Source organism: Mesorhizobium sp. 43Arga, assembly GCF_053714255.1.
Genome location: NZ_JBSKBO010000002.1, coordinates 1,234,713 through 1,253,440 on the forward strand (window position 1 = coordinate 1,234,713; position 18,728 = coordinate 1,253,440).

Genomic DNA, 18,728 nt, shown 5'->3' on the forward strand with positions numbered 1-18,728 from the left:
AACTGAAGGGTCGCCTGGCTGTCGCTCACGCCACCGCCACACACTCAATCTCGATATCGAACTCCATCGGCCACGACGCCACCGGCACGAAACTCCGCGCCGGCGGGTTCACGCTGAAATACCGCGCATACACCCTGTTTATCGCGTTGTAGAAGCCGGAATTGACGGCGTAGATGCGCACCATCACCACATTGTCCAGCGAGGTGCCGGCCGCTTCCAGGCAATGTTTCAGAGCCTTCAGCGATGCCTCGGTCTGCGTTTCGATGTCGCCGCGCACCATCTCGCCAGTCACCATGTCCACCGGCGGCGTCGCCGAGATGAACACGAAGCCGTGGGCCTTCACCGCCGTCGAACAGGGCAGGCCGAGCGCGCGCACCTTGTCCGACATGACGGGCACTTCGATGACTTGTTTTTTCATGGTGATGCTCCTGGGTTTGGCAAGGCTGGTGCCAAACCCCCCCACCCAGCCTCCGCTTCGCTCGGCTGACCTCTCCCCGAGGGGAGAGGAGGCTACAAGCGCCAGCGCAAACCTCTTCTCCCCTCGGGGAGAAGGTGGCCGCGAAGCGGCCGGATGAGGGGGCCTGCGCCACCTTTAATTGTCAGGAGCTTATCCCGCCGCTGGCGGAACGCCAGCGCCGAAGCATGGTCCAGCCCTCACCCCTGCCCCGGATACGGCGTGCCGTCCTTGTGCAGGAACCGGCCATCCGAACTCGGGCTCATCATGTCGATGTCGGAACAGGTGATGACATCGTCGGGATTGCGCGAGCCGACCTCGATGTAGCGGGCCGTGAGCGACGAGCGGTTGATCATGTGATGGCCGTTGCCGCTGTTCTTGGCGAAGGCAGCACTATCGCCCGCCCTGAGCAGCGTCTCGCCGCCATCCTCGACCAGCACCAGTTCGCCTTCCAGCACATGGACGAGCTCGTCCTCATGGCTGTGCCAGTGGCGCTGGCTCGACCAGCCGCCGGGCGGCAAGGTCATCAGGTTGACGCCGAAATCGGTGAGGCCGCCGGCATCGCCAAGGCGGCGGCGCGTGCGGTCGGCGCAAGGCGCGTCGAAGGGCGCGGGATAGCCCGAGCCTTTGCGGACGGGCACGGATGCGAGATCGATCTTGGGCATGGGGTGCTCTCGAGGGTGATGCGGGCAGTGTAGTTGATGGCGGGTGGAGGCAAAGGGGCCAGGTTGGTGTGGGGTTTGCCTCGGGAGTGGCAGGATAGTTGCGGTAGCGCTCTACGGCGCCCCCCTCTGTCCTGCCGGACATCTCCCCCACGGTTAGGGAGATTGGCCGCTTTGGTGCCGGCTCTCTTCTTGCAACGTTGGAAATTGGCGAAGGCCGCATTGACAGCCCAATCTCCCCCCTTGTGGGGGAGATGTCCAGCAGGACAGAGGGGGGCGCCGTAGGGCGCTGATCCCACATCACCCCTAATGCACCGCCGCCACATCCTTGAGATGCATCTCGTGCATCTTCAGCACCTCCAGCGTCCTCTTGGCGAACTCCTTCAGCGCGGGGTCGTCACCGGACCGGGCGTAGGTCGAAAACATCGCCACCGCCTGCTTATGCGCTTCGGTCTGCAAGGTGATGTATTTGGCCTGGAAGGCGTCGCCATCCAGCGCCTCGAGCTGGTCGAGCATTGCCTGGTCGTTCGGCAGCAGCGGCGGGCCCTCGGGCTTGATGGATGCCGTGGTCTGGCTCCTTTCCAGCGCCGCCTTGAAATCCTCGCCGGCCTTGGTGTGGTCCTTCACCATCAGCGCGGCGAAATCGGCCACATCGGCCGCGACGCCCTTGTTCTGCGCCAGCTTGCCGCTTTCGATCTCGAAGCGGTTGGCGCTGACCAGTGTTTTGGTGAAGGTGTCGGTGTCGACCTTGTTCTCCGACACCGCCGGCAAGGTGCTGGCCGCCTGCTGGGAAAAGGCTGAAGACGTTCCGGCCAGAAGAGCCAGCATGGCAATGGCGAGATGCGGTTTCATCGAAGCGCTCCGTGAAGGTGTCCTCACGGACCCAACGCGGCAGATGCGCCGAGGTTGCCATCCGTGTCCTCGCGCGGGAAGAAGGGGAAGCAGCCTACGGCCGCAGCGTGACCTCTCCTCTACGGGCGACGAGGCCCCAGCAGGAAGGCCGTCATCGTTGCGCTCACGCACGCCACCGCCAACAACGCAACGGCGCCCGAAGAGTTGGGCCTTCGGCGAATTGAAACAACGTTTTGTGGAGCGGGAGCATTTTGAACCAGCCCGTCCAGGTCGGACCTGCTGCCATGTCGAACGGAATAGGCGCGGGTCAACTCCGCACCGAGCAGAAATATTTCTGATGAATAATAGACCCAGAGCAGTATGACGAGCAGCCCTCCGGCCGCGCCATATGACGATGCGATCGCACTTGTGCCGATATACCAACCGATAAGCGACTTCCCCAATGTGAACAGAGCGGCGGTCACGACAGCACCGATCCCGACATCCCGCCATTCCAAGGCACGGTCCGGCAGGACTTTGTAGATCGCGGCAAACATCACGGTGATCAGGGAAAAGGATATCAGGGTGTTGATCGCACTCAGGACAAATTCGCCGAACGGCAATTGAGCGCTGATGCCGTTGCCCAAAGCCGAGATCGCCGCGCTCGCCACCAAGGAGACCAGCAACATAAAGCCGAGGGCGGCGACCAGGCCAAGACTTGCCGCGCGCGCCCGCAAGAGCCGCGACAGCGAACTCCCTTTCGCTTCAACCTTCCATATTGCATTCAGGGCCTGCTGCATCTCGCCAAACACCGCGGAGGCGGTGACGAGCAAAGTGGCCATGCCGATGAGGGCCGCCACGGTCCCCGATGATTTGCTGGATGCCCCTTCGAGCGCGGTTTTAAGGAGCGCCGCACTTTCTGAACCCATCAACCCGGAGATCTGGGCAGACAAAGCCAACTGCGCTGCGTCATGCCCAAACGCAATGCCTGCTATCGCGACGACAATTATCAGAACCGGGGCCAACGAGGTGGCGGCATAAAAGGCCATCGCCGCGCCATGGCTAAGGGCATTGTCGTTGACAAAGCCAACCACGCTTTCTCGCAGCAAGTCCCATGCGTTTCTAATTGTGGCTCGCACTTCGGATCCGTGAAAGGGACGCAAACGTCTCCTATCAATGCAGCGGGTCTTGCGATGTTCCGGCCAATTTGAGCGAGAGTTCACCGGCGACCTGAAGCGCGGATCAAGGACGCTGAAGTCGTGCCAAAGGCCAACTGGAGCGGCGACTGGCTCGTCGATCGGGCGGGGTGGCGACCACATGCAGAAAAGCCATTCCGACCGAAGCGCGGCGACTGAAGCTGAAACGCCGCGACGTCAGTGACAGCAGGCCTCGCCATATTGCAGCTGCTCGTGCCAATCCGGCCGGCCTTCCGGCGTGAAATCCATCAGGTTCCACAGGATCTCGCAGGTGCCGATGGCGCGCGGGTCCTGGCCAGGTTCCGGCGGCGCAAAGCCGAGCTCGGACGACCAGAAATGGCGGATGCCGTCACCATCGCGGTGGAACACCGACAAAAGCGGGATCTGCGCGCCGTCGGCGTCCTCGGCATTGTAGTCGCGCTTGAAGCTGTTGTTGGCCGACGACACCAGCCGCATGTTCTTCCAGCCGCGATCGCGGCCGAGCGTGGTGAGGTTTTCCAGCGTGGTCTTGGCCACCACGGCGAAATTGAAGCCGGCCGCTTCGAGATGGCCGACGGCGCCGTCCCACTGGTCGAGCAGCGCCGTGCAGGACGGGCATGGCTGGTCGGGCCGGGCGAGCTTGGCGGTACCGCCGCTCACCGCCACATCGCGCGTTTCCTGGGGATGGCGCGGGAACATCATCTGGTAGAGGATCAGCGAATTCTTATCAGGCGCGAACAGTTCCGACAGTTTTGTCTTCGCCGGCCTGCCTTCGGCATCGAGCGCATCGAAGACATAATCCTGGCGGATCAGCCCGCCCGGCGGCAGCGCGCGCCGCGCCTCGGCCACCGCTTCCATGGCGCGGCGCAGCTCGATTTCCTTCTTCAGGAGTTTTTCGCGGGCGGTGCGGTATCTGGCGGATTCGTTGGGAAAGGTGATCATGATCGGCTCCCTTAAGTCGGCGCCGGCGTCCCGGCGCTGTTGCTCTGCGACCCAAGGACGTTTGGCAAGCATTGGTTCCGACATTTCTTCGGATGGCACACAGCGATTGATTGCATGGGAACCTCCCCGGCTTCCCGGCATTCCCACGGCAAGGTAAAGCGAACCACGGGGGACAAAATGCACGAAGCCGACGAGATCGACCTGCGCTGCCCGCAAGTGGTGGCCGACAATGCCGCCAGGGGCTTGCGGCTGCGCGAGCAATTCGGCCGCGGCGGCACCGAAATAGGCGTGGCGCGGGCGACCGAACTGAAGAACCGCGAGAAGCTTGTGCCATCCACCATCCGCCGCATGGTCAGCTACTTCGCCCGCCACGAGGTCGACAAGCGCGGCAAGAATTACGGCAATGAGGACAACCCGTCGGCCGGCACCATCGCCTGGCTGCTGTGGGGCGGCGACGAAGGCCGCGCCTGGGCGCTCGAGATCAAGCTGAAAATCGGCAACGCGCCGGATATCTGACGCGCGCGGTCACCCTTCAACTATACCAATCGACCTCGAACATGCCGAGCCGTTCGTAGAGCCTGATGGCGGCGGCGTTTTCGACCGTATTGGTCTTGAGGTCGACATGGGCCGCGCCGCGGTCGCGAAAGGCCGCGAAGGCCTGCCACATCAGCGCCTCGCCGATGCCCTTGCCGCGTGCCTCGGGGTGAACGGCGAGATCCTTGACGAAAGCTCTCGTCCAGCACAGCGCCGCTGCCGCCAGCCGGCCCTTGGCGTCGATGACGAGGAAACACAGCGCCGGGTCGAATTCGGGATCGTCCGAAATGCGCGGCCACCATTCGTCGAACGGGCCGTCGGCGCCGTCGTCGAAGACCTCGCTCAGCAGCGCATGAAGGGGCGGTGCATCACCGGGCTCGAAGCAGCGCATGGTAAAACCATCAGGCCAGTGCGGTGCAACGAGCGTCTCGTCGAGAAGCTTGCGCAGCCGGATATCGTTCGGGGCCGGCGGGCGCGGTTCAGGCATCGCGCTCAGGCGTCGGGCTGCGGACGCTTGCGGTCGACACCGAGGCCGGTGGCCTCGAGCAAGCCCTTGCGCTTGGCGTCGAAATAATAGCCGGTCTGGTAGAGCCAGTCGGCCTTCTTGGCATTGCCGCCCGCCACCAGCCAGGCGCCACGCAGATATTTGACCGCGTATTTCAGATTGGTCTCGGCGTCGAACAGGCCCTTGGCCGGCCCGTCATAGCCCATACCGCGCGCCGTCGCGTGCTTGATCTGCATCAGCCCCCAATGGCCATTGTTGTAGGCCTTGGGATTGAAGGTGCTCTCGCGGTTGACGACATGGCGCACCAGATCGACCGGCACCTGGTAGAGCGCGGCGTATTTGACGATCAGCCGGTCGACGTCGCCGCGCACGCCCGTATGTTCTTCCTGCACCGGACCAACCGGCGCGGACGGGAACTGCACCAGGGAAGCCGGGTTCTGCGGCATGACATAGGCGACCTGCTGCACCCCTGGCAGTTTCTGGCCACCCCCGGCGACCGCCGGCACAATAAGCCCGGCGGTGGTGTAGGTCTGAGCAGCCTGGGCCGCCTTGACGGGCTGGCCCGCCTTGGCCGGCGGCGGCGCCTGCCAGGCATTGGCGGTCATCACGGCGGGCACCGCGGGTGAGGCCGGCGTCGAGCCGGCAAAGGCGGCGGTCGCCGCAGCCGGCTGGGCGGCTGGATCAAGCGCCGGCGCAGTCGCTGCGCCAGGCGTCAATTCGGCGGTCTGGACGGGGGCAATGCCCGAGGATTGCGGCAGCACCGAAACCGTCTCCGGCAGCGGTATGGTGAAGCCGGCATCGCTGCCGGCAACGGTCGCGGTTTCGGTCAGGGGCGGCGCGGCCTTCATCTGCGAGGTCGAGGTGCAGCCGCTGATGCCGGCCGCCGCCACGATCACGCCGATCGCGATAAGGGTTTGTTTTGCTGGCAAGCCGCGCTCGGGTCCGGTTCGTCGGGGTGTTAAGAAATCCCTTACACCAGCGATTCCAGGGTAGCAATCGGGGCCATCTGGTGGTTTTCGGGTGGCGAGACGCGGGCGGTGATGCCATATTGTTCCTGATATGTACCGGCAGGAATCCCGGATTTCGCCGCTTTGCGGAAAGGAGCGCATCATGGAAACGTCACCGTCGATCACAGCCGGCCACGCAGTGTTAGAAACAGTGATCGGTTTCATGGGCATCGCCTGGAGCGAAAAGGGCCTGATCCGGCTCTGCCTGCCCGAACGCAGCCGTGAATCAGTCGAGCGGCGGCTGATGCGCCATGCCGGCGTTTCCGCCTCCACGGCGCAGCCGCCATGGGTGGTCGAGCTGATTGCCTCGATCAAGGCTTACGCCGCCGGCGAGGACGTCGATTTCTCCAATGTTCCGGTCGATCTCGACGGCGTCGACGATTTCCGCCTGGCCATCTACGACGCGGCACGCAAACTCAGCTATGGCGAAACCACCACCTATGGCGAACTCGCCAAGCGCGCCGGCCATGCCGGCCTGCCGCGCGAAACCGGTGCCGCCCTTGGCGCCAATCCGGTGCCGCTGGTCATCCCCTGCCACCGCATCCTGGCGGCCGGCGGCAAGATCGGCGGCTTCTCAGCGCCCGGCGGGTCGGTCACCAAGGAAAAGATGCTGGCGATGGAAGGCGTACGCGTCGGCCCGCCGCCGCCGGCGCAGGTGTCCTTCGGCTTCTGAACCGCCGGCGCGGACGCCGCCCTAATTGTTGTGGAAAAACCGCCGGCGGAAATGCCGGTCATTGTCCGGCCGCTTGCAGTTGTAGACCGGGCAGGACCTGGTGTCGGCACTCGGCACATAGGCGCGTGTCCGCACCTCGCCCATGGTGCAGAATTGCTGGCTCTGCACATAGCGGTCGTAGAGCGGCAGTCCCGGCACCCGCGTCGACTGGTAGCGCAGGATGACCGCGCCTTGCCTGGCGATCGTCGACTGCACCTTGGCGCAGCTCATCTGCGTCGGGTCATAGCGTGAGATCGCCTGCGCCTCGACCGCCATCAGCGTCAGACAAGCGGCAAGCACTATGGCTTTCATGGTCTCCTCCCCTGACCCGCCGCCCACGGACGGCGCGATCTGCCGCGACGGTTTCACCAGATTGGGGCGGCCGTTGGGCAGTCCTCGATCACGGCTTTCTCACGCAGTCTTGTTTTTGGAACGAAAGCAGCCTATATCAGGCCCATTGATATTTCGGCCGATCGATCCGGGCCTCGCGATCTTCGCGTTTGCTGACGTCTATCTCCAAAATCTCGATGCACACCGGCTGGACTTCGGTCCGGTCAAACCAAAGCAAATGCAAGGACTATTTTTATGGCAACTGGAACGGTCAAGTGGTTCAACGCCACCAAGGGCTTCGGCTTCATCCAGCCTGACGCGGGCGGCGCGGACGTTTTCGTTCACATCTCCGCTGTCGAGCGCGCTGGACTGTCGACCCTGGTCGAAGGCCAGAAGATCAACTTCGAGATCGAGCAGGACCGCCGCACTGGCAAGTCGTCCGCTGGATCTCTGAGCAAGGCAGCCTGATTTTGCGAATGGCGCGCGCCGGGCGAGAGCCCGGGGCGCGCGGCAAGTCACGGATGTACTGACGGTCGCGCGAGAAGCGCGCCCGGAGCGGAAAGACCCGACACGCTGGAACAGCAGATAGCTGCCAGCCCGGACCGGACGCTCCCGATCAGGCTACCAAGCATGGGAAGGCGGGATTTATCCCGCCTTTTTGTTTGTCTGGACCAGAGCCTCCTTCTCCCCGTTTACAGGGAGAAGGAGGCTCTATTATCCCACCCACTCGATCGGCACGTGCCCCGGATCCGCCTCCACGCGGCCAAGCCAGGCCATGACAGCCGGATAGGCGTCGAGTTGGAAGCCGCCCTGCTCGGCCGTATGCGTGTAGGCATAGAGCGCGATGTCGGCGATGCTGAAGGCGGCGCCGGCGAAGAAGGCGTTGTTCTCCAGATATCTGTTCATCACACCGAGCGCCTTGTTGCCGCGCTCCAGCGTTGCCGCCAGCCGCTCGGGCGTGGCATCCCCGGCGCGTTCGGGAAAGGTCAGCAGGGCCTTGCGCACGGCGATATAGGGCTCGTGGCTGTATTGCTCGAAGAACAGCCATTGATAGGCGACCCCGCGTTCATATTTGTCCGCCGGCAGGAAGCGCGTGCCTTCGGCGAGATAGAGCAGGATGGCGTTGGACTCGGCCAGCCGGCGGCCGTCGTCGAGTTCGAGCAGCGGCACCATGGCATTCGGGTTCTTGGCGACGAAATCGGCCTTCCGCGTGTCGCCGGTATGCGAACTCACCTCGATCGTGGTGAAGGCCAGGCCAAGCTTGGCCATCAGCAGGCGCGGCTTGTAGCAATTGCCGCTGTCGATCATGCTGTAGAGTATCATGGACGGTCCCCGGATCTGCCTCGCATTGGCGATTATCGCAGCCGCTGTGCCCTCAACCAATGATTTGTTTTGGCGCGACCATCAGCGGCGCTGATATGTGAAAGCGCTCAAGGGCATGTCGAGATTCAGGTCAGGCCGGCATCACCTGAATATCGGCATGCCCTAGCCGAACAGCGGCACGACATTGTTCTCCCTGCCCAGCAGCGCATCGACCGACAGCGGCTCTTCGTCGAAGATGGTGCCGGCCAGCGCCGGCCGGGCGAGAAGATAGCCCTGCAGCAGGTCGACGCCGCCGTCGAGCGCGACGCGCAAATGGACGGGCTGCTCGATGCCTTCGACCAGCACCCTGGCGCCGCGGTCGTGCAGGTTGGAGACCAGCGGGCGGAAGAAGCGTTCGGCGGCGGCGTGGCGGCAGAACTCCGCGAACCAGCCGCCATCGATCTTGACGATGTCGGGCTGAAGCAGGCTCACCCGCTCCTCGGTCGAATGGCCGGTGCCGAAATCGTCGATGGCGATGCGGATGCCGTCGCGTCGGATCTCACGCACCAGCCGCGCCAGAAGCGCTTCGTCCGCCGCCTGTTCGGTGATTTCGCAGACCAGCATGCCCGGGGCGAGGCCAAGCTCGCCGAGATGCCGGCTCATCAGCCGGATTTCGGCCAGCGCCCGCCCCGAATGGTCATTGACCATCGGATTGTAGTTGAAGAACAGATCGAGCCCGTCGACGCCGATATTGTGGAAATTCCTGAGATGCAGCACCCGGCACATGGTCTCGACAAACAGCCGGTCCGCAGCGGCAACGCCCTCGAAGAACGCCCGCGCCGACCCTGCCCGACCGGCGCGATGCGGCTCGATCAGGCCCTCGACTGCCACCGCGTACAATGAACGCCCGAGCGGCGCGAAGATCGGCTGGTAGGCGCTGCGCAGGCGGAACTCGCCGAAGACACCGTATTCGATGCCGATCTCGTCGGCGAAGATCGCATCGCCGACGGTGCGCCGCCGCTCGAGCCTCATGGCGCGACCCTGCGCCCGAAGGCTTTTGCCGGCCGTGCTGTACGCGGAGCGACCGCGGCGGCGGTGGGCGCATCGCTTGCTGCGGCAACCGGGTCTGGAGCTTTCCCGAAAACACGGAAACTCGTCGGCGCCAGCTCCGGCCGCGCCAGCACGAAACCCTGGACCATCGAAGCGCCGGACTTTTCGGCGAGCTCCAGCTGCCAGCCTTCCTCGATGCCCTCGAACACCGTGCGGATGCCTTGTTCCTCGAAGTTCTTCACCATCGTCGTCAACAGCGCGAAGCCGGCGCCGGATTCCATCAGCTGCGTGATCCAGGTGGCGTCGAACTTGACGATGTCGGGCCGCAACTCCTTGATGCGGTTGATGTCGGAATCGTCGGCGCCATAGTCATCGACGGCGATGCGAAACCCGTTGCCCTTGAGCGCGGCGACGAAGCTGTGCAAGGTCTCCTGCGATGCCGATCTCTGCTCGGTCACCTCGCACACGACACGGCCCGGATCGATGCCGGCCTCGTGCAGCACCAGCCGCATTTCGCGCAAGGCATTATCGGCGATCGGCCGCTCGGTGAACACCGACGGGTCGAAATTGACGAAGATCGACGCCTCCTGCGGCAGGCAGGCGCCGGCATTGAGCAGATGCAATGTCCTGGTCAGCGCCTCGACATGCAAGCGGTCGGCGGCCGGACAGGTCGAGAAGAAGACCATCGGCGATTGCGGCTCGCCATCGCGAAACGGCCGGATCAGCCCTTCGAAGGCGGCAACCGACAGTTTGCCCTCCTTGAAGGCGAAGATCGGCTGGAAGGCGCTTTGCAGCGTGTAGATGCCCCAGACACCTGACGAGGTGCCGTCATCATGACGGATGATATGGGCAAGCCCGATGCTGCGTGACAAGGGTCCCTCGCTCCGCGAAATGGCGGAATGGTTTGCGATCCTGCCACTCAAGCCCTTACCGCTCGTTAATGAATTTTTTGTTGCCGCTCACAGGTCGCAATCACGGCTCCTTGAGGCCTGGATCAGCCGACAATGCTTGCACTGAGCGAAATCATGCGACATGAGAAGCGCCGCGGCCGCTCCTGGCCGCGCCGATCTTCTCAAGGAGAGATATCTGGTCATGGCCTTTCTTGCCGACACCCTTTCCCGCGTAAAGCCTTCCGCCACCATCGCGGTGACGCAGAAAGCCCGCGAGCTGAAAAATGCCGGCCGTGACATTATCGGCCTCGGCGCCGGCGAACCGGATTTCGACACGCCCGACAACATCAAGAATGCGGCGATCGAAGCCATCCGCCGTGGCGAGACCAAGTATCCGCCGGTTTCGGGCATCGTGCCGCTGCGCGAGGCGATCGCAAAAAAATTCAAGCGCGAGAACAATCTCGATTACAAGCCCGAGCAGACCATTGTCGGCACCGGCGGCAAGCAGATCCTGTTCAATGCCTTCATGGCGACGCTGAACCCCGGCGACGAGGTCATCATCCCCCGCCCCTACTGGGTCAGCTACCCCGAAATGGTGGCGATCTGCGGCGGCACGTCGGTGTTCGCCGACACATCGATCGAGAATGGTTTCAAACTGACGGCCGAAGTGCTGGAAAAGGCGATCACGCCGAAGACCAAATGGCTGCTGATGAACTCGCCGTCCAACCCGTCGGGCGCGGCCTACACGCAAGCCGAACTGCGCGCGCTGGCCGACGTGCTGTTGAAGCATCCGCATGTCTGGACGCTGACCGACGACATGTACGAGCACCTGACCTATGGCGACTTCGTCTTCAAGACCATCGCCGAGGTCGAGCCGAAGCTCTATGAGCGCACCCTGACCATGAACGGCGTGTCGAAAGCCTATGCCATGACCGGCTGGCGCATCGGCTATGCCGCCGGTCCGGTCCAGCTGATCAAGGCGATGGACATGATCCAGGGCCAGCAGACCTCGGGCGCCTGCACCATCGCACAATGGGCTTCCGTCGAGGCGCTCAACGGCCCGCAGGACTTCATTGCCAGGAACAAGGCGATCTTCCAGGGGCGGCGCGACCTCGTGGTCTCGATGCTCAACCAGGCGCGCGGTATCACCTGCCCGTCGCCGGAAGGCGCCTTCTATGTCTATCCGTCCTGCGCCCAGCTGATCGGCAAGAAGACCAAGGCCGGCAAGGTGATCGATACCGACGAGGCCTTCTGTTCGGAGCTGCTCGAAGCCGAAGGTGTGGCGGTGGTGTTCGGCTCGGCCTTCGGCCTCGGTCCCAACTTCCGCATCTCCTACGCCACCTCGGATGCACTGCTGGAGGAAGCCTGCACCCGCATCCAGCGCTTCACGGCATCGCTGACCTGATCAGATCGATCTGACGACAACAGAAACCCGCCGCCATCATTGCCGGGTTTTTGTTGGAGGCGAAGCACCTTACGCCTGCCGCTTCGCTTCCCTGGCCGAACGCGCCTCGGCCGGCGCCAGGACCACGACCAGCAGAGCGGCGGTGAGGAACGCGGCAAACGCCGCCGTCAGCATCGCGGCATGGAAGCCGCCGGCATAGGCTGTCGCGAAGAGCTGGTGCACGCCACTCTCGCCCATCGCCGCGTCGGTTGCGAAATCATGCCGTGATATGGCGGCACGAGCCACCGCTTCGGCATTGGCGACACCGGCATCGCCGAGATATCCGGTCAAGAGGCTCGTCGCCCGCATGCTCATCAAGGCGCCAAGCAGCGCGATGCCGATGGCCAGCCCGCCCTGGCGGGTGGCGTTGATGACAGCCGACACCATGCCGGAGCGCTCGCGTGGCGCGTAGGACATGGCGGCGGCGCTGCCGGTCGGGATTGCCAGCGAATTGCCGAGACCGTTGATGATGAACAGCGCGCACAGCACCGCGTATGGCGTCGACGGCCCGGCCCAGCACATGCCGAGCATCGAAAGCCCGATCAGCACATAGCCCGCCGTCATCAAAAGCGAATGCCCATAGCGGGCGCTCAGCCGGCCGATCCAGGGCGACACGACGATCTGGACAAGAAAGGCCGGCGCCATGCGCAGGCCGGTCTGCGTGGGAGACCAGCCCTGCACCTGCTGCAGGAACATCGAGAAGAAGAAGACGCAGCTATAGGAGGTGAAGCCGAGCGAGAACGAGGCGACGTTGGCGACGGCAAAGCGCACGTCGCGGAACAGGCCGAGCGGCAGCATGGGCCGTGGCGTGCGCGCCTCGAAGCCAAGGAAAACCGCCAGGCCAACGACACCGGCAATGATGGCCGTGATGGTCCTGGGATCGCCCCAGCCGCTCTCGCCGGCCGAGATCAGGCCGAAGGTCAGCGCGCCGAGCCACAGGATCGAGAGCGCTAGGCCGACAAGGTCAAGATGGGCATGTTCGGGATGGGCTGTCTCCTCGATCGACGCAGCGCCCAGCGCGATGGTGAAAAGGCCGAGCGGCAGATTGATCAGGAAGATGCTCTGCCAGCCGACGGTCTGGACAAGGATGCCGCCCAGTACCGGGCCGACGACCAGCGAAACGGCGGCGAACGAGGCCCAGCCGCCGATCACGCCGGCCCGTTGTCGCGGGTCGGGAAAGGCCTGCGTCAGGATCGACAGCGCGCCTGGAATGAGCAGCGAGCCGGCAATGCCTTGCACCACACGGCCGGCCAGCAGCGCCGGCAAATTGGGCGCGACGGCACAGATCAGCGAACCGGCAACGAAGATGCCGACGCCGGCCAGCCATGAGCGCTTGCGGCCATAGCGGTCGCCGATCAGCCCCGACGACAGCATGAAGGCCGACAGGCACAGCGTGTAGGCATCGACCACCCATTGCATGCCGCCGAAATCGGTGTGCAGCGCCTGCTGGATGGTCGGCAGCGCGACATTGACGATGCTGACGTCGAGCAAGGCGACAAACGTGCCGAGATAGACGGCGGCGACGAGCGGCAGGCGGTTCTTCGGCATGGTCTATCCCAACGTGAAACGTGCAGCCATCTATCACTTTGGAATCGTTATAAAAAGCTTGTCTCGACCGTTAGAAGCAGGTTAATGAAAATCAATAAGCCAGTGCTGCGGAAAGACCGGAACGGTGAGCCGAACCCTATGCCTGCCATTGCCAGGAAGGCACTGAAACCCCGCACCAAGCCGGCCGAGGTGCGCCGTGACGATATCTTGCGGGCCGCCACGTCGCTGTTCGTTGCCAAGGGCGTTGGCACCACGACGATCGACGCGATCGCCACGCGGGCCGAAGTCGCCAAAGGCACCTTCTATCTCTACTTCACCTCCAAGGAGGATGTCGTTGCCGCCCTGCGCGGGCGGTTCGTGGCGGGATTTCGCGCCCGCGTCCTGAGCGCCATCGAGGCCTGCCCACCCGATGACTGGACCGGGCGCCTGAAGAGCTTCGTCAGCGCCGGCATCGACGCCTATCTCGACGACCATCGGTTGCACGATGTCGTCTTCCACGACCATCGCCCCGACCAGCGGCAGATGAAAGGCGACAATCCGTTGCTGGGCGATCTCTCCGCCTGCTGGCGGCCGGCACGAAAGCCGGCACCTGGTCGGTCGACGATCCGGACCTCGCCGCGATCGTCCTGTTCAACGGGCTACACGGCGCGGTCGATCACGCCATCGAACGCGGCGTGCGCGACGGCAGCGAGCTCGCCGCAAACCTTTCCGCGGTGTTCCTGAAGATGGTGCGACCCAAATAGGCCTGCTGTCCGAGGCTGGTCAGGACTTAGCTGCCATATTGCTCGCCGGAAACCGCTTCCAGCCAGTCGGCATGGACGCCATCGAGTGCTTCCTGCATGGCGATATGGGTCATCGCCGTCTTCGGCCCGGCACCATGCCAGTGCTTTTCGCCGGGCGCGAACCAGATCACGTCGCCTGCCCTGATCTCCCGGATCGGGCCGCCCCATGTCTGGGCAAGCCCAGCGCCCGAGGTGACATAAAGCGTCTGGCCGAGCGGATGCGTGTGCCAGTGGGTGCGCGCGCCCGGTTCGAAGCTGACCAGTGTCGCTCTCAGCCGCGCCGGCGCCTCCGCCTCGATGATCGGCGTCTGCAGAACCCGGCCGGTGAAGTATTTTTCCGGCGCTATGATGGTCGGCACGCTGCCGCAAGCAATGATCTTCATCGTCTGATCCTGAAACTGGTGGTGAAGCGACCGGCGGCGAACGCCGCTGCTCGTCGCGGCAAAAGCATTGTCCGCCGATATCGCCCGAGGCGCAACCGGCTGTTTCGGCTGCCTGGAGGAAGAAGCGGTTTTCACTCCTTAACCATGAACCTTTCGCGCATGACGGCACGGTGCGAAGTTAACGGCCAATTCAATGTCTTCTTAACGGCTCCCCGCTAGCCGTGAGCCTGCATTGCGGGGGCCGTCGGATGAGCATACTGGCGACGATCAAGGACCATAGCGGCCGGATCTATCGCGGCATCCAGGCCCTGCTTTTGCTGAGCATCGGCGCGGCCACGTTCGGCGCTTTCGACATCTCGCGCGACCTGCCCTCGGGCGGCGCCTTCGCCGTCTCGATCCTGGCCACCGGCATTGCCTTGCTGGCACTGATGTACATGCGCAGCAGCGTCGTCCATAGCTTGCAATCGGCTGCCGCCGCAGAGGCCGAAAAACAACATTTCCTGACCAGGGACGCCATGACCGGGGCGATGACCAGGCGCTACTTTCTCGAAGCGCTGCGCGACAGCCTGGGCACCATGCGCGATCGGCGCGAGGCGACCTTGCTGTTGATCGACGTCGATCACTTCAAGCAGCTCAATGACACGTTCGGGCACCAGTTCGGCGACCTCGCTCTGGTGCATCTGGTCAAGACGTCGGAACGCGTCTTTGCCGGCGGCAGGGTCGGCCGGCTGGGCGGCGACGAATTCGGCGTCATCATTCCGCATGGCGACCTCGCCGCCATCAACAAGGACATCAGGCAATTGCTCGATACGATGCGGGCCGGCAAATCACACGAGGGCAAGACCATCCCGCTCTCCATCTCGGTTGGCGTGGCGCTGGCGCCGGCCCATGCCTCCAACACGGCGGAACTGATGCTGGTTGCCGACCTGGCGCTCTATGAAAGCAAGGCGGCCGGCCGTGGCCGCGTCACCGTGTTCGATGAGGAGATGCTGTCCGACAAGCGCTACCGGCGCCTGGTCGAACGGGAGTTGCGCGCGGCGATCTATCTGGGCGAACTCGAACTGCACTACCAGCCCATCGTCAATCCGGACGGGTCCGCTTATGCTCTCGAAGGCCTGATCCGCTGGCGTCATCCGGTTCGCGGGCTGATCTCGCCGGCTGAGTTCATCCCCATCGCCGAACGCTCGACCCTGATCGACATGCTCGGTGAATGGGTGTTCAGGCGGGCCTGCGCCGATGTCGGCCATTTCCCCGGGCGCCGCATCTCCATCAACGTTTCCGGCGAGCAGCTGAAGCGTGACGAGATCGTCACCATGTGCGACCGCGTGCTGAAGGAAACCGGCCGCTCGGCGACGCAGTTCATCATCGAGATCACAGAGACCGTGGCGACCGCCGCAACGCCCGAAATCCTGCGGCGCCTCGAAGCGTTGCGCGGCCTTGGCTTCCACATTGCGCTCGACGATTTCGGCACCGGCCATTGCGGCTTCAACTATCTGAAAACCCTGCCCATCGACAGCATCAAGATCGACCGCTCCTACATACGCAGCCTTGCCCATGACCAGGTGGCGCAGATCTTCGTTTCGGCGCTGGCGCAGATCGCGCGCATCCAGGACGTCACCATCGTGGCGGAAGGCGTGGAGACGCAGGAAGAGTTCGCACTCGCCAAGGCCGCCGGCTGCAACCGTTTCCAGGGCTACTTCTTCGGCAGGCCGGCGCCGCGCGACAAGGTGGCGCCCTTGCGCGCCCTCGATGCCGATCCCTTGGCGCTGCGCGCCTGAGACCACCACAGCACGGCAGCGGATTTCTATTTTCCTTGCCCTGCCGGCAAACAAGTGGGACGATGCTTCGGGGCAGGTGGCAACAGGAAAAGAACCCCGCCCGCGACGGTCGAACAGGCCGGCCGCCGCTCAGGACCGATTGACCACGCCTGAACCATGCAAGCAGTCGGTCCCTAGGGAAACGCCTGAGTGGAGGTCAGCCATGGGTACTCGCGCCGGAGGACGACGCACGGGACCGAAATGCATTGCCATAGTCGGTCCCTTTGCAAGCGGTAAGACGACACTTCTCGAAGACATATTGGCCCGTACGGGCGCCATCCCCCGCCAGAATCCCGTTTCCTCCGGCAGCACCGTCTCGGATCATTCGCCAGAGGCGCGCGCCCACGCCATGAGCGTCGAGGCCACGATCGCCACCACCGAATTCATGGGCGAGCAGATCACCTTCGTCGATTGTCCCGGCTCGATCGAATTCTCCTTCGAGGCCGAGCCGGTGCTGGCCGCCTGCGACCTCGCGGTGGTTGTAGCCGAGGCGGACGAAAAGAAGATCCCTGCCCTGCAGCTCATCATGCGCAAGCTCGATGATCTCGGTGTGCCGCGCATCCTGTTCCTCAACAAAGTCGACAAGGCGATTGCAGGCGTGCGCGACACGCTGAAAATGCTGCAGCCGGCAAGCTCGGTGCCGCTCTTGCTGCGCCAGATTCCGCTGCGCAAGGACGGCGTCGTCATCGGCTCGATCGATCTGGCGCTGGAGCGCGCCTACATCTACCGCGAATATGCCGAAAGCGAGGTGGCTCAGATACCGGGCGACGACAAGGCGCGCGAACTGGAAGCGCGCTTCTCCATGCTGGAAACCCTGGCCGACCATGACGACCAGCTGATGGAACAGTTGCTCGAGGAGATCGAGCCACCGAAGGACGCGATCTTCGACGACCTCGCCGCCGATCTGCGCGAAGGCGTCGTGACGCCGGTGCTGATCGGCACCGCCGAAAAGGGCAACGGCGTGCTGCGCCTCTTGAAGGCGATCCGCCACGACGCGCCCGACATCGAGGCGACCCGCAAGCGGCTTGGCGCGCCGGACGGCGGCGCCACCGTGGTCCAGGTGATGAAGACCATCCACACGCCGCATGGCGGCAAGCTGTCGGTATCACGCATCCTGTCCGGCCAGGTCGCCGACGGCTCCGAGCTATGGCTGCCCGGCGGCGACACCGCCAAGGTTTCCGGCATCTACAAGATGCTCGGCAAGGACCAGTTCAAGCTCACCGCCGCCAAGGCCGGCGACACCGTGGCGTTGGGCAAGCTGGACGAGGTCAAGACCGGCCAGACGCTGACCTCGGCCAAGGGCGGCACCAAACAGCTGTTCACGTTCGAGCCGCCGCAGCCGGTCTTCGCCTTCGCGCTGCGGCCGAAGGAACGCAAGGACGAGGTCAAGATGTCGGCCGCCATTCATCGGCTGGCCGAGGAAGATCCCTCGCTCAGCCTGCGCCACAACCAGGACTCGGCCGAGACGGTGCTGTCGGGCCATGGCGAAATGCATCTGCGGGTCGTGCGCGAGCGGCTGGAGGGCAAGAACCAGATCCCCGTGGAAGGCCACCCGCCGGCGGTGCCCTATCGCGAGACGATCCGTAAATCGGCGCAGCAGCGTGGCCGCCACAAGAAGCAGTCGGGCGGCCATGGCCAGTTCGGCGATGTGGTGATCGAGATCAAGCCGATGCCGCGCGGCTCCGGCTTCCAGTTCACCGACACCATCACCGGGGGCGTCGTGCCGAAGACCTACATCCAGTCGGTCGAGACAGGCATACGCGATTACCTGAAGACCGGCCCGCTCGGCTTCCCCGTCGTCGACGTCGCCGTCAACCTGTCGGACGGCTCCTACCATGCGGTGGATTCCTCCGACATGGCCTTCCAGATGGCGGCGAAGCTGGCGATGAAGGAAGGCATGGCCGCCTGCTCGCCGGTACTGCTGGAGCCAGTGATGAAGGTCGAGATCGTCACGCCGTCCGACGCGACGTCCAAGATCATCGCGCTGATCCCGCAGCGGCGCGGCCAGATCCTCGGCTATGACGCGCGGCCGGGATGGCCGGGATGGGATGTCGTCGAGGCGACCATGCCGCAGGCCGAGATCGGTGACCTGATCATCGAACTGCGCTCGGCGACCGCGGGCGTCGCCAGCTATCGCGCCGTCTTCGACCATATGGCTGAACTCACCGGCCGTCTCGCCGACGAAGCGATGAATACAAACGGCAAGGCTGCCTGATTTCGTTGCGGCCAGCGACTCTCTCCCCGTTTACGGCAGGGCTATCGCATATGAGCGATTGCCTGGATGAGATAGTCGTCATTCCAAGCGCATTTCTTGATGCGGTGGCTAATGGGGACTTTGTCGATGTCGGCGGCCTGAAGGA

Annotated in this window: 20 protein-coding genes; 7 read left to right on the forward strand and 13 right to left on the reverse strand. The window is 64.0% G+C overall.

All coding sequences use genetic code 11. The annotated features are described in order from the left end of the window. Nucleotides 1-25: 25 nt before the first annotated feature. The 5 genes from ACWGS8_RS12570 to ACWGS8_RS12590 all read right to left on the reverse strand — a co-directional run bounded on the left by ACWGS8_RS12570 (nt 26) and on the right by ACWGS8_RS12590 (nt 4,064). Nucleotides 26-418: a RidA family protein gene (locus ACWGS8_RS12570; protein ID WP_454581220.1), complete on the reverse strand. Its 393-nt coding sequence runs from the start codon at nt 416-418 to the stop codon at nt 26-28. 236 nt (nt 419-654) lie between these two features. Beyond that, complete coding sequence (locus ACWGS8_RS12575) at nt 655-1,119, reverse strand: cupin domain-containing protein (protein ID WP_454581221.1); 465 nt, start codon at nt 1,117-1,119, stop codon at nt 655-657. Between the two features lie 303 nt (nt 1,120-1,422). Further along, nucleotides 1,423-1,968, reverse strand: coding sequence for a DUF4142 domain-containing protein (locus ACWGS8_RS12580; protein WP_454581222.1), 546 nt, complete (start codon nt 1,966-1,968; stop codon nt 1,423-1,425). Nucleotides 1,969-2,087: 119 nt separating this feature from the next. Beyond that, nucleotides 2,088-3,056, reverse strand: a complete 969-nt coding sequence (locus ACWGS8_RS12585) for a YihY/virulence factor BrkB family protein (RefSeq protein WP_454581223.1) — start codon at nt 3,054-3,056, stop codon at nt 2,088-2,090. A 264-nt stretch (nt 3,057-3,320) separates the two neighbouring features. Then, nucleotides 3,321-4,064 carry a DUF899 family protein gene (locus tag ACWGS8_RS12590; RefSeq protein ID WP_454581224.1) on the reverse strand — a complete coding sequence of 248 codons (744 nt, stop codon included), beginning with the start codon at nt 4,062-4,064 and terminating at the stop codon, nt 3,321-3,323. Between the two features lie 177 nt (nt 4,065-4,241). Between ACWGS8_RS12590 and ACWGS8_RS12595 the strand changes: the two genes are divergently transcribed. Beyond that, a complete protein-coding gene (locus tag ACWGS8_RS12595) occupies nt 4,242-4,580 on the forward strand; it encodes a hypothetical protein (protein ID WP_454581225.1) in 339 nt (112 codons plus the stop codon). A 16-nt stretch (nt 4,581-4,596) separates the two neighbouring features. Here the strand turns inward: ACWGS8_RS12595 and ACWGS8_RS12600 are convergent, their stop codons facing one another. Next, nucleotides 4,597-5,085, reverse strand: coding sequence for a GNAT family N-acetyltransferase (locus ACWGS8_RS12600; protein ID WP_454581226.1), 489 nt, complete (start codon nt 5,083-5,085; stop codon nt 4,597-4,599). 5 nt (nt 5,086-5,090) lie between these two features. Then, the gene (locus ACWGS8_RS12605) at nt 5,091-6,032 is read right to left on the reverse strand and encodes a transglycosylase SLT domain-containing protein (protein WP_454581227.1); all 942 of its coding nucleotides are present in this window, start codon (nt 6,030-6,032) and stop codon (nt 5,091-5,093) included. A gap of 181 nt (nt 6,033-6,213) precedes the next feature. Here ACWGS8_RS12605 and ACWGS8_RS12610 point away from each other — a divergent pair, with 181 nt between their 5' ends. Next, nucleotides 6,214-6,783, forward strand: coding sequence for a methylated-DNA--[protein]-cysteine S-methyltransferase (locus tag ACWGS8_RS12610; protein ID WP_454581228.1), 570 nt, complete (start codon nt 6,214-6,216; stop codon nt 6,781-6,783). 21 nt (nt 6,784-6,804) lie between these two features. Here ACWGS8_RS12610 and ACWGS8_RS12615 read toward each other — a convergent pair whose 3' ends face one another. Continuing rightward, nucleotides 6,805-7,134 (reverse strand): hypothetical protein, encoded by a 330-nt coding sequence (locus ACWGS8_RS12615; protein ID WP_454581229.1) that lies wholly within the window; start codon nt 7,132-7,134, stop codon nt 6,805-6,807. Between the two features lie 273 nt (nt 7,135-7,407). Here ACWGS8_RS12615 and ACWGS8_RS12620 point away from each other — a divergent pair, with 273 nt between their 5' ends. Beyond that, nucleotides 7,408-7,620 (forward strand): cold-shock protein, encoded by a 213-nt coding sequence (locus tag ACWGS8_RS12620; RefSeq protein ID WP_010910991.1) that lies wholly within the window; start codon nt 7,408-7,410, stop codon nt 7,618-7,620. Between the two features lie 246 nt (nt 7,621-7,866). On the opposite strand, the gene ACWGS8_RS12625 is transcribed toward ACWGS8_RS12620, so the two are convergent. From ACWGS8_RS12625 to ACWGS8_RS12635, 3 genes are all read right to left on the reverse strand, one after another. Then, on the reverse strand, nt 7,867-8,475 hold the full coding sequence (locus ACWGS8_RS12625; protein ID WP_454581230.1) for a glutathione S-transferase family protein: 609 nt from the start codon (nt 8,473-8,475) through the stop codon (nt 7,867-7,869). A gap of 162 nt (nt 8,476-8,637) precedes the next feature. Further along, nucleotides 8,638-9,486, reverse strand: a complete 849-nt coding sequence (locus ACWGS8_RS12630) for an EAL domain-containing protein (RefSeq protein ID WP_454581231.1) — start codon at nt 9,484-9,486, stop codon at nt 8,638-8,640. After that, nucleotides 9,483-10,376: an EAL domain-containing protein gene (locus ACWGS8_RS12635; RefSeq protein ID WP_454581232.1), complete on the reverse strand. Its 894-nt coding sequence runs from the start codon at nt 10,374-10,376 to the stop codon at nt 9,483-9,485. The genes ACWGS8_RS12630 and ACWGS8_RS12635 overlap by 4 nt, the downstream gene beginning before the upstream one ends. 220 nt (nt 10,377-10,596) lie before the next feature. Between ACWGS8_RS12635 and ACWGS8_RS12640 the strand changes: the two genes are divergently transcribed. Next, nucleotides 10,597-11,799, forward strand: a complete 1,203-nt coding sequence (locus ACWGS8_RS12640; protein ID WP_454581281.1) for a pyridoxal phosphate-dependent aminotransferase — start codon at nt 10,597-10,599, stop codon at nt 11,797-11,799. 69 nt (nt 11,800-11,868) lie between these two features. Here ACWGS8_RS12640 and ACWGS8_RS12645 read toward each other — a convergent pair whose 3' ends face one another. Then, nucleotides 11,869-13,386, reverse strand: coding sequence for an MFS transporter (locus tag ACWGS8_RS12645; protein ID WP_454581233.1), 1,518 nt, complete (start codon nt 13,384-13,386; stop codon nt 11,869-11,871). A gap of 84 nt (nt 13,387-13,470) precedes the next feature. On the opposite strand from ACWGS8_RS12645, the gene ACWGS8_RS12650 reads away from it, so the two are divergent. Further along, nucleotides 13,471-14,109, forward strand: coding sequence for a TetR/AcrR family transcriptional regulator (locus ACWGS8_RS12650; protein WP_454581234.1), 639 nt, complete (start codon nt 13,471-13,473; stop codon nt 14,107-14,109). A gap of 46 nt (nt 14,110-14,155) precedes the next feature. Here ACWGS8_RS12650 and ACWGS8_RS12655 read toward each other — a convergent pair whose 3' ends face one another. After that, entirely contained in the window at nt 14,156-14,551 is a 396-nt protein-coding gene (locus ACWGS8_RS12655; protein WP_454581235.1) for a (R)-mandelonitrile lyase, read from the reverse strand. Nucleotides 14,552-14,799: 248 nt separating this feature from the next. Here ACWGS8_RS12655 and ACWGS8_RS12660 point away from each other — a divergent pair, with 248 nt between their 5' ends. After that, nucleotides 14,800-16,329, forward strand: a complete 1,530-nt coding sequence (locus ACWGS8_RS12660; protein ID WP_454581236.1) for a putative bifunctional diguanylate cyclase/phosphodiesterase — start codon at nt 14,800-14,802, stop codon at nt 16,327-16,329. 202 nt (nt 16,330-16,531) lie between these two features. Continuing rightward, nucleotides 16,532-18,583: an elongation factor G gene (locus tag ACWGS8_RS12665; RefSeq protein WP_454581237.1), complete on the forward strand. Its 2,052-nt coding sequence runs from the start codon at nt 16,532-16,534 to the stop codon at nt 18,581-18,583. Nucleotides 18,584-18,728: the final 145 nt, after the last annotated feature.

Coding starts and splice junctions, on each gene's coding strand:
- ACWGS8_RS12570 (WP_454581220.1), bottom strand. CDS start 418: ATGAAAAAACAAGTCATCGAAGTGCCCGTCATGTCGGACAAGGTGCGC.
- ACWGS8_RS12575 (WP_454581221.1), bottom strand. CDS start 1,119: ATGCCCAAGATCGATCTCGCATCCGTGCCCGTCCGCAAAGGCTCGGGC.
- ACWGS8_RS12580 (WP_454581222.1), bottom strand. CDS start 1,968: ATGAAACCGCATCTCGCCATTGCCATGCTGGCTCTTCTGGCCGGAACG.
- ACWGS8_RS12590 (WP_454581224.1), bottom strand. CDS start 4,064: ATGATCACCTTTCCCAACGAATCCGCCAGATACCGCACCGCCCGCGAA.
- ACWGS8_RS12595 (WP_454581225.1), top strand. CDS start 4,242: ATGCACGAAGCCGACGAGATCGACCTGCGCTGCCCGCAAGTGGTGGCC.
- ACWGS8_RS12600 (WP_454581226.1), bottom strand. CDS start 5,085: ATGCCTGAACCGCGCCCGCCGGCCCCGAACGATATCCGGCTGCGCAAG.
- ACWGS8_RS12610 (WP_454581228.1), top strand. CDS start 6,214: ATGGAAACGTCACCGTCGATCACAGCCGGCCACGCAGTGTTAGAAACA.
- ACWGS8_RS12615 (WP_454581229.1), bottom strand. CDS start 7,134: ATGAAAGCCATAGTGCTTGCCGCTTGTCTGACGCTGATGGCGGTCGAG.
- ACWGS8_RS12620 (WP_010910991.1), top strand. CDS start 7,408: ATGGCAACTGGAACGGTCAAGTGGTTCAACGCCACCAAGGGCTTCGGC.
- ACWGS8_RS12625 (WP_454581230.1), bottom strand. CDS start 8,475: ATGATACTCTACAGCATGATCGACAGCGGCAATTGCTACAAGCCGCGC.
- ACWGS8_RS12630 (WP_454581231.1), bottom strand. CDS start 9,486: ATGAGGCTCGAGCGGCGGCGCACCGTCGGCGATGCGATCTTCGCCGAC.
- ACWGS8_RS12640 (WP_454581281.1), top strand. CDS start 10,597: ATGGCCTTTCTTGCCGACACCCTTTCCCGCGTAAAGCCTTCCGCCACC.
- ACWGS8_RS12645 (WP_454581233.1), bottom strand. CDS start 13,386: ATGCCGAAGAACCGCCTGCCGCTCGTCGCCGCCGTCTATCTCGGCACG.
- ACWGS8_RS12650 (WP_454581234.1), top strand. CDS start 13,471: ATGAAAATCAATAAGCCAGTGCTGCGGAAAGACCGGAACGGTGAGCCG.
- ACWGS8_RS12655 (WP_454581235.1), bottom strand. CDS start 14,551: ATGAAGATCATTGCTTGCGGCAGCGTGCCGACCATCATAGCGCCGGAA.
- ACWGS8_RS12660 (WP_454581236.1), top strand. CDS start 14,800: ATGAGCATACTGGCGACGATCAAGGACCATAGCGGCCGGATCTATCGC.
- ACWGS8_RS12665 (WP_454581237.1), top strand. CDS start 16,532: ATGGGTACTCGCGCCGGAGGACGACGCACGGGACCGAAATGCATTGCC.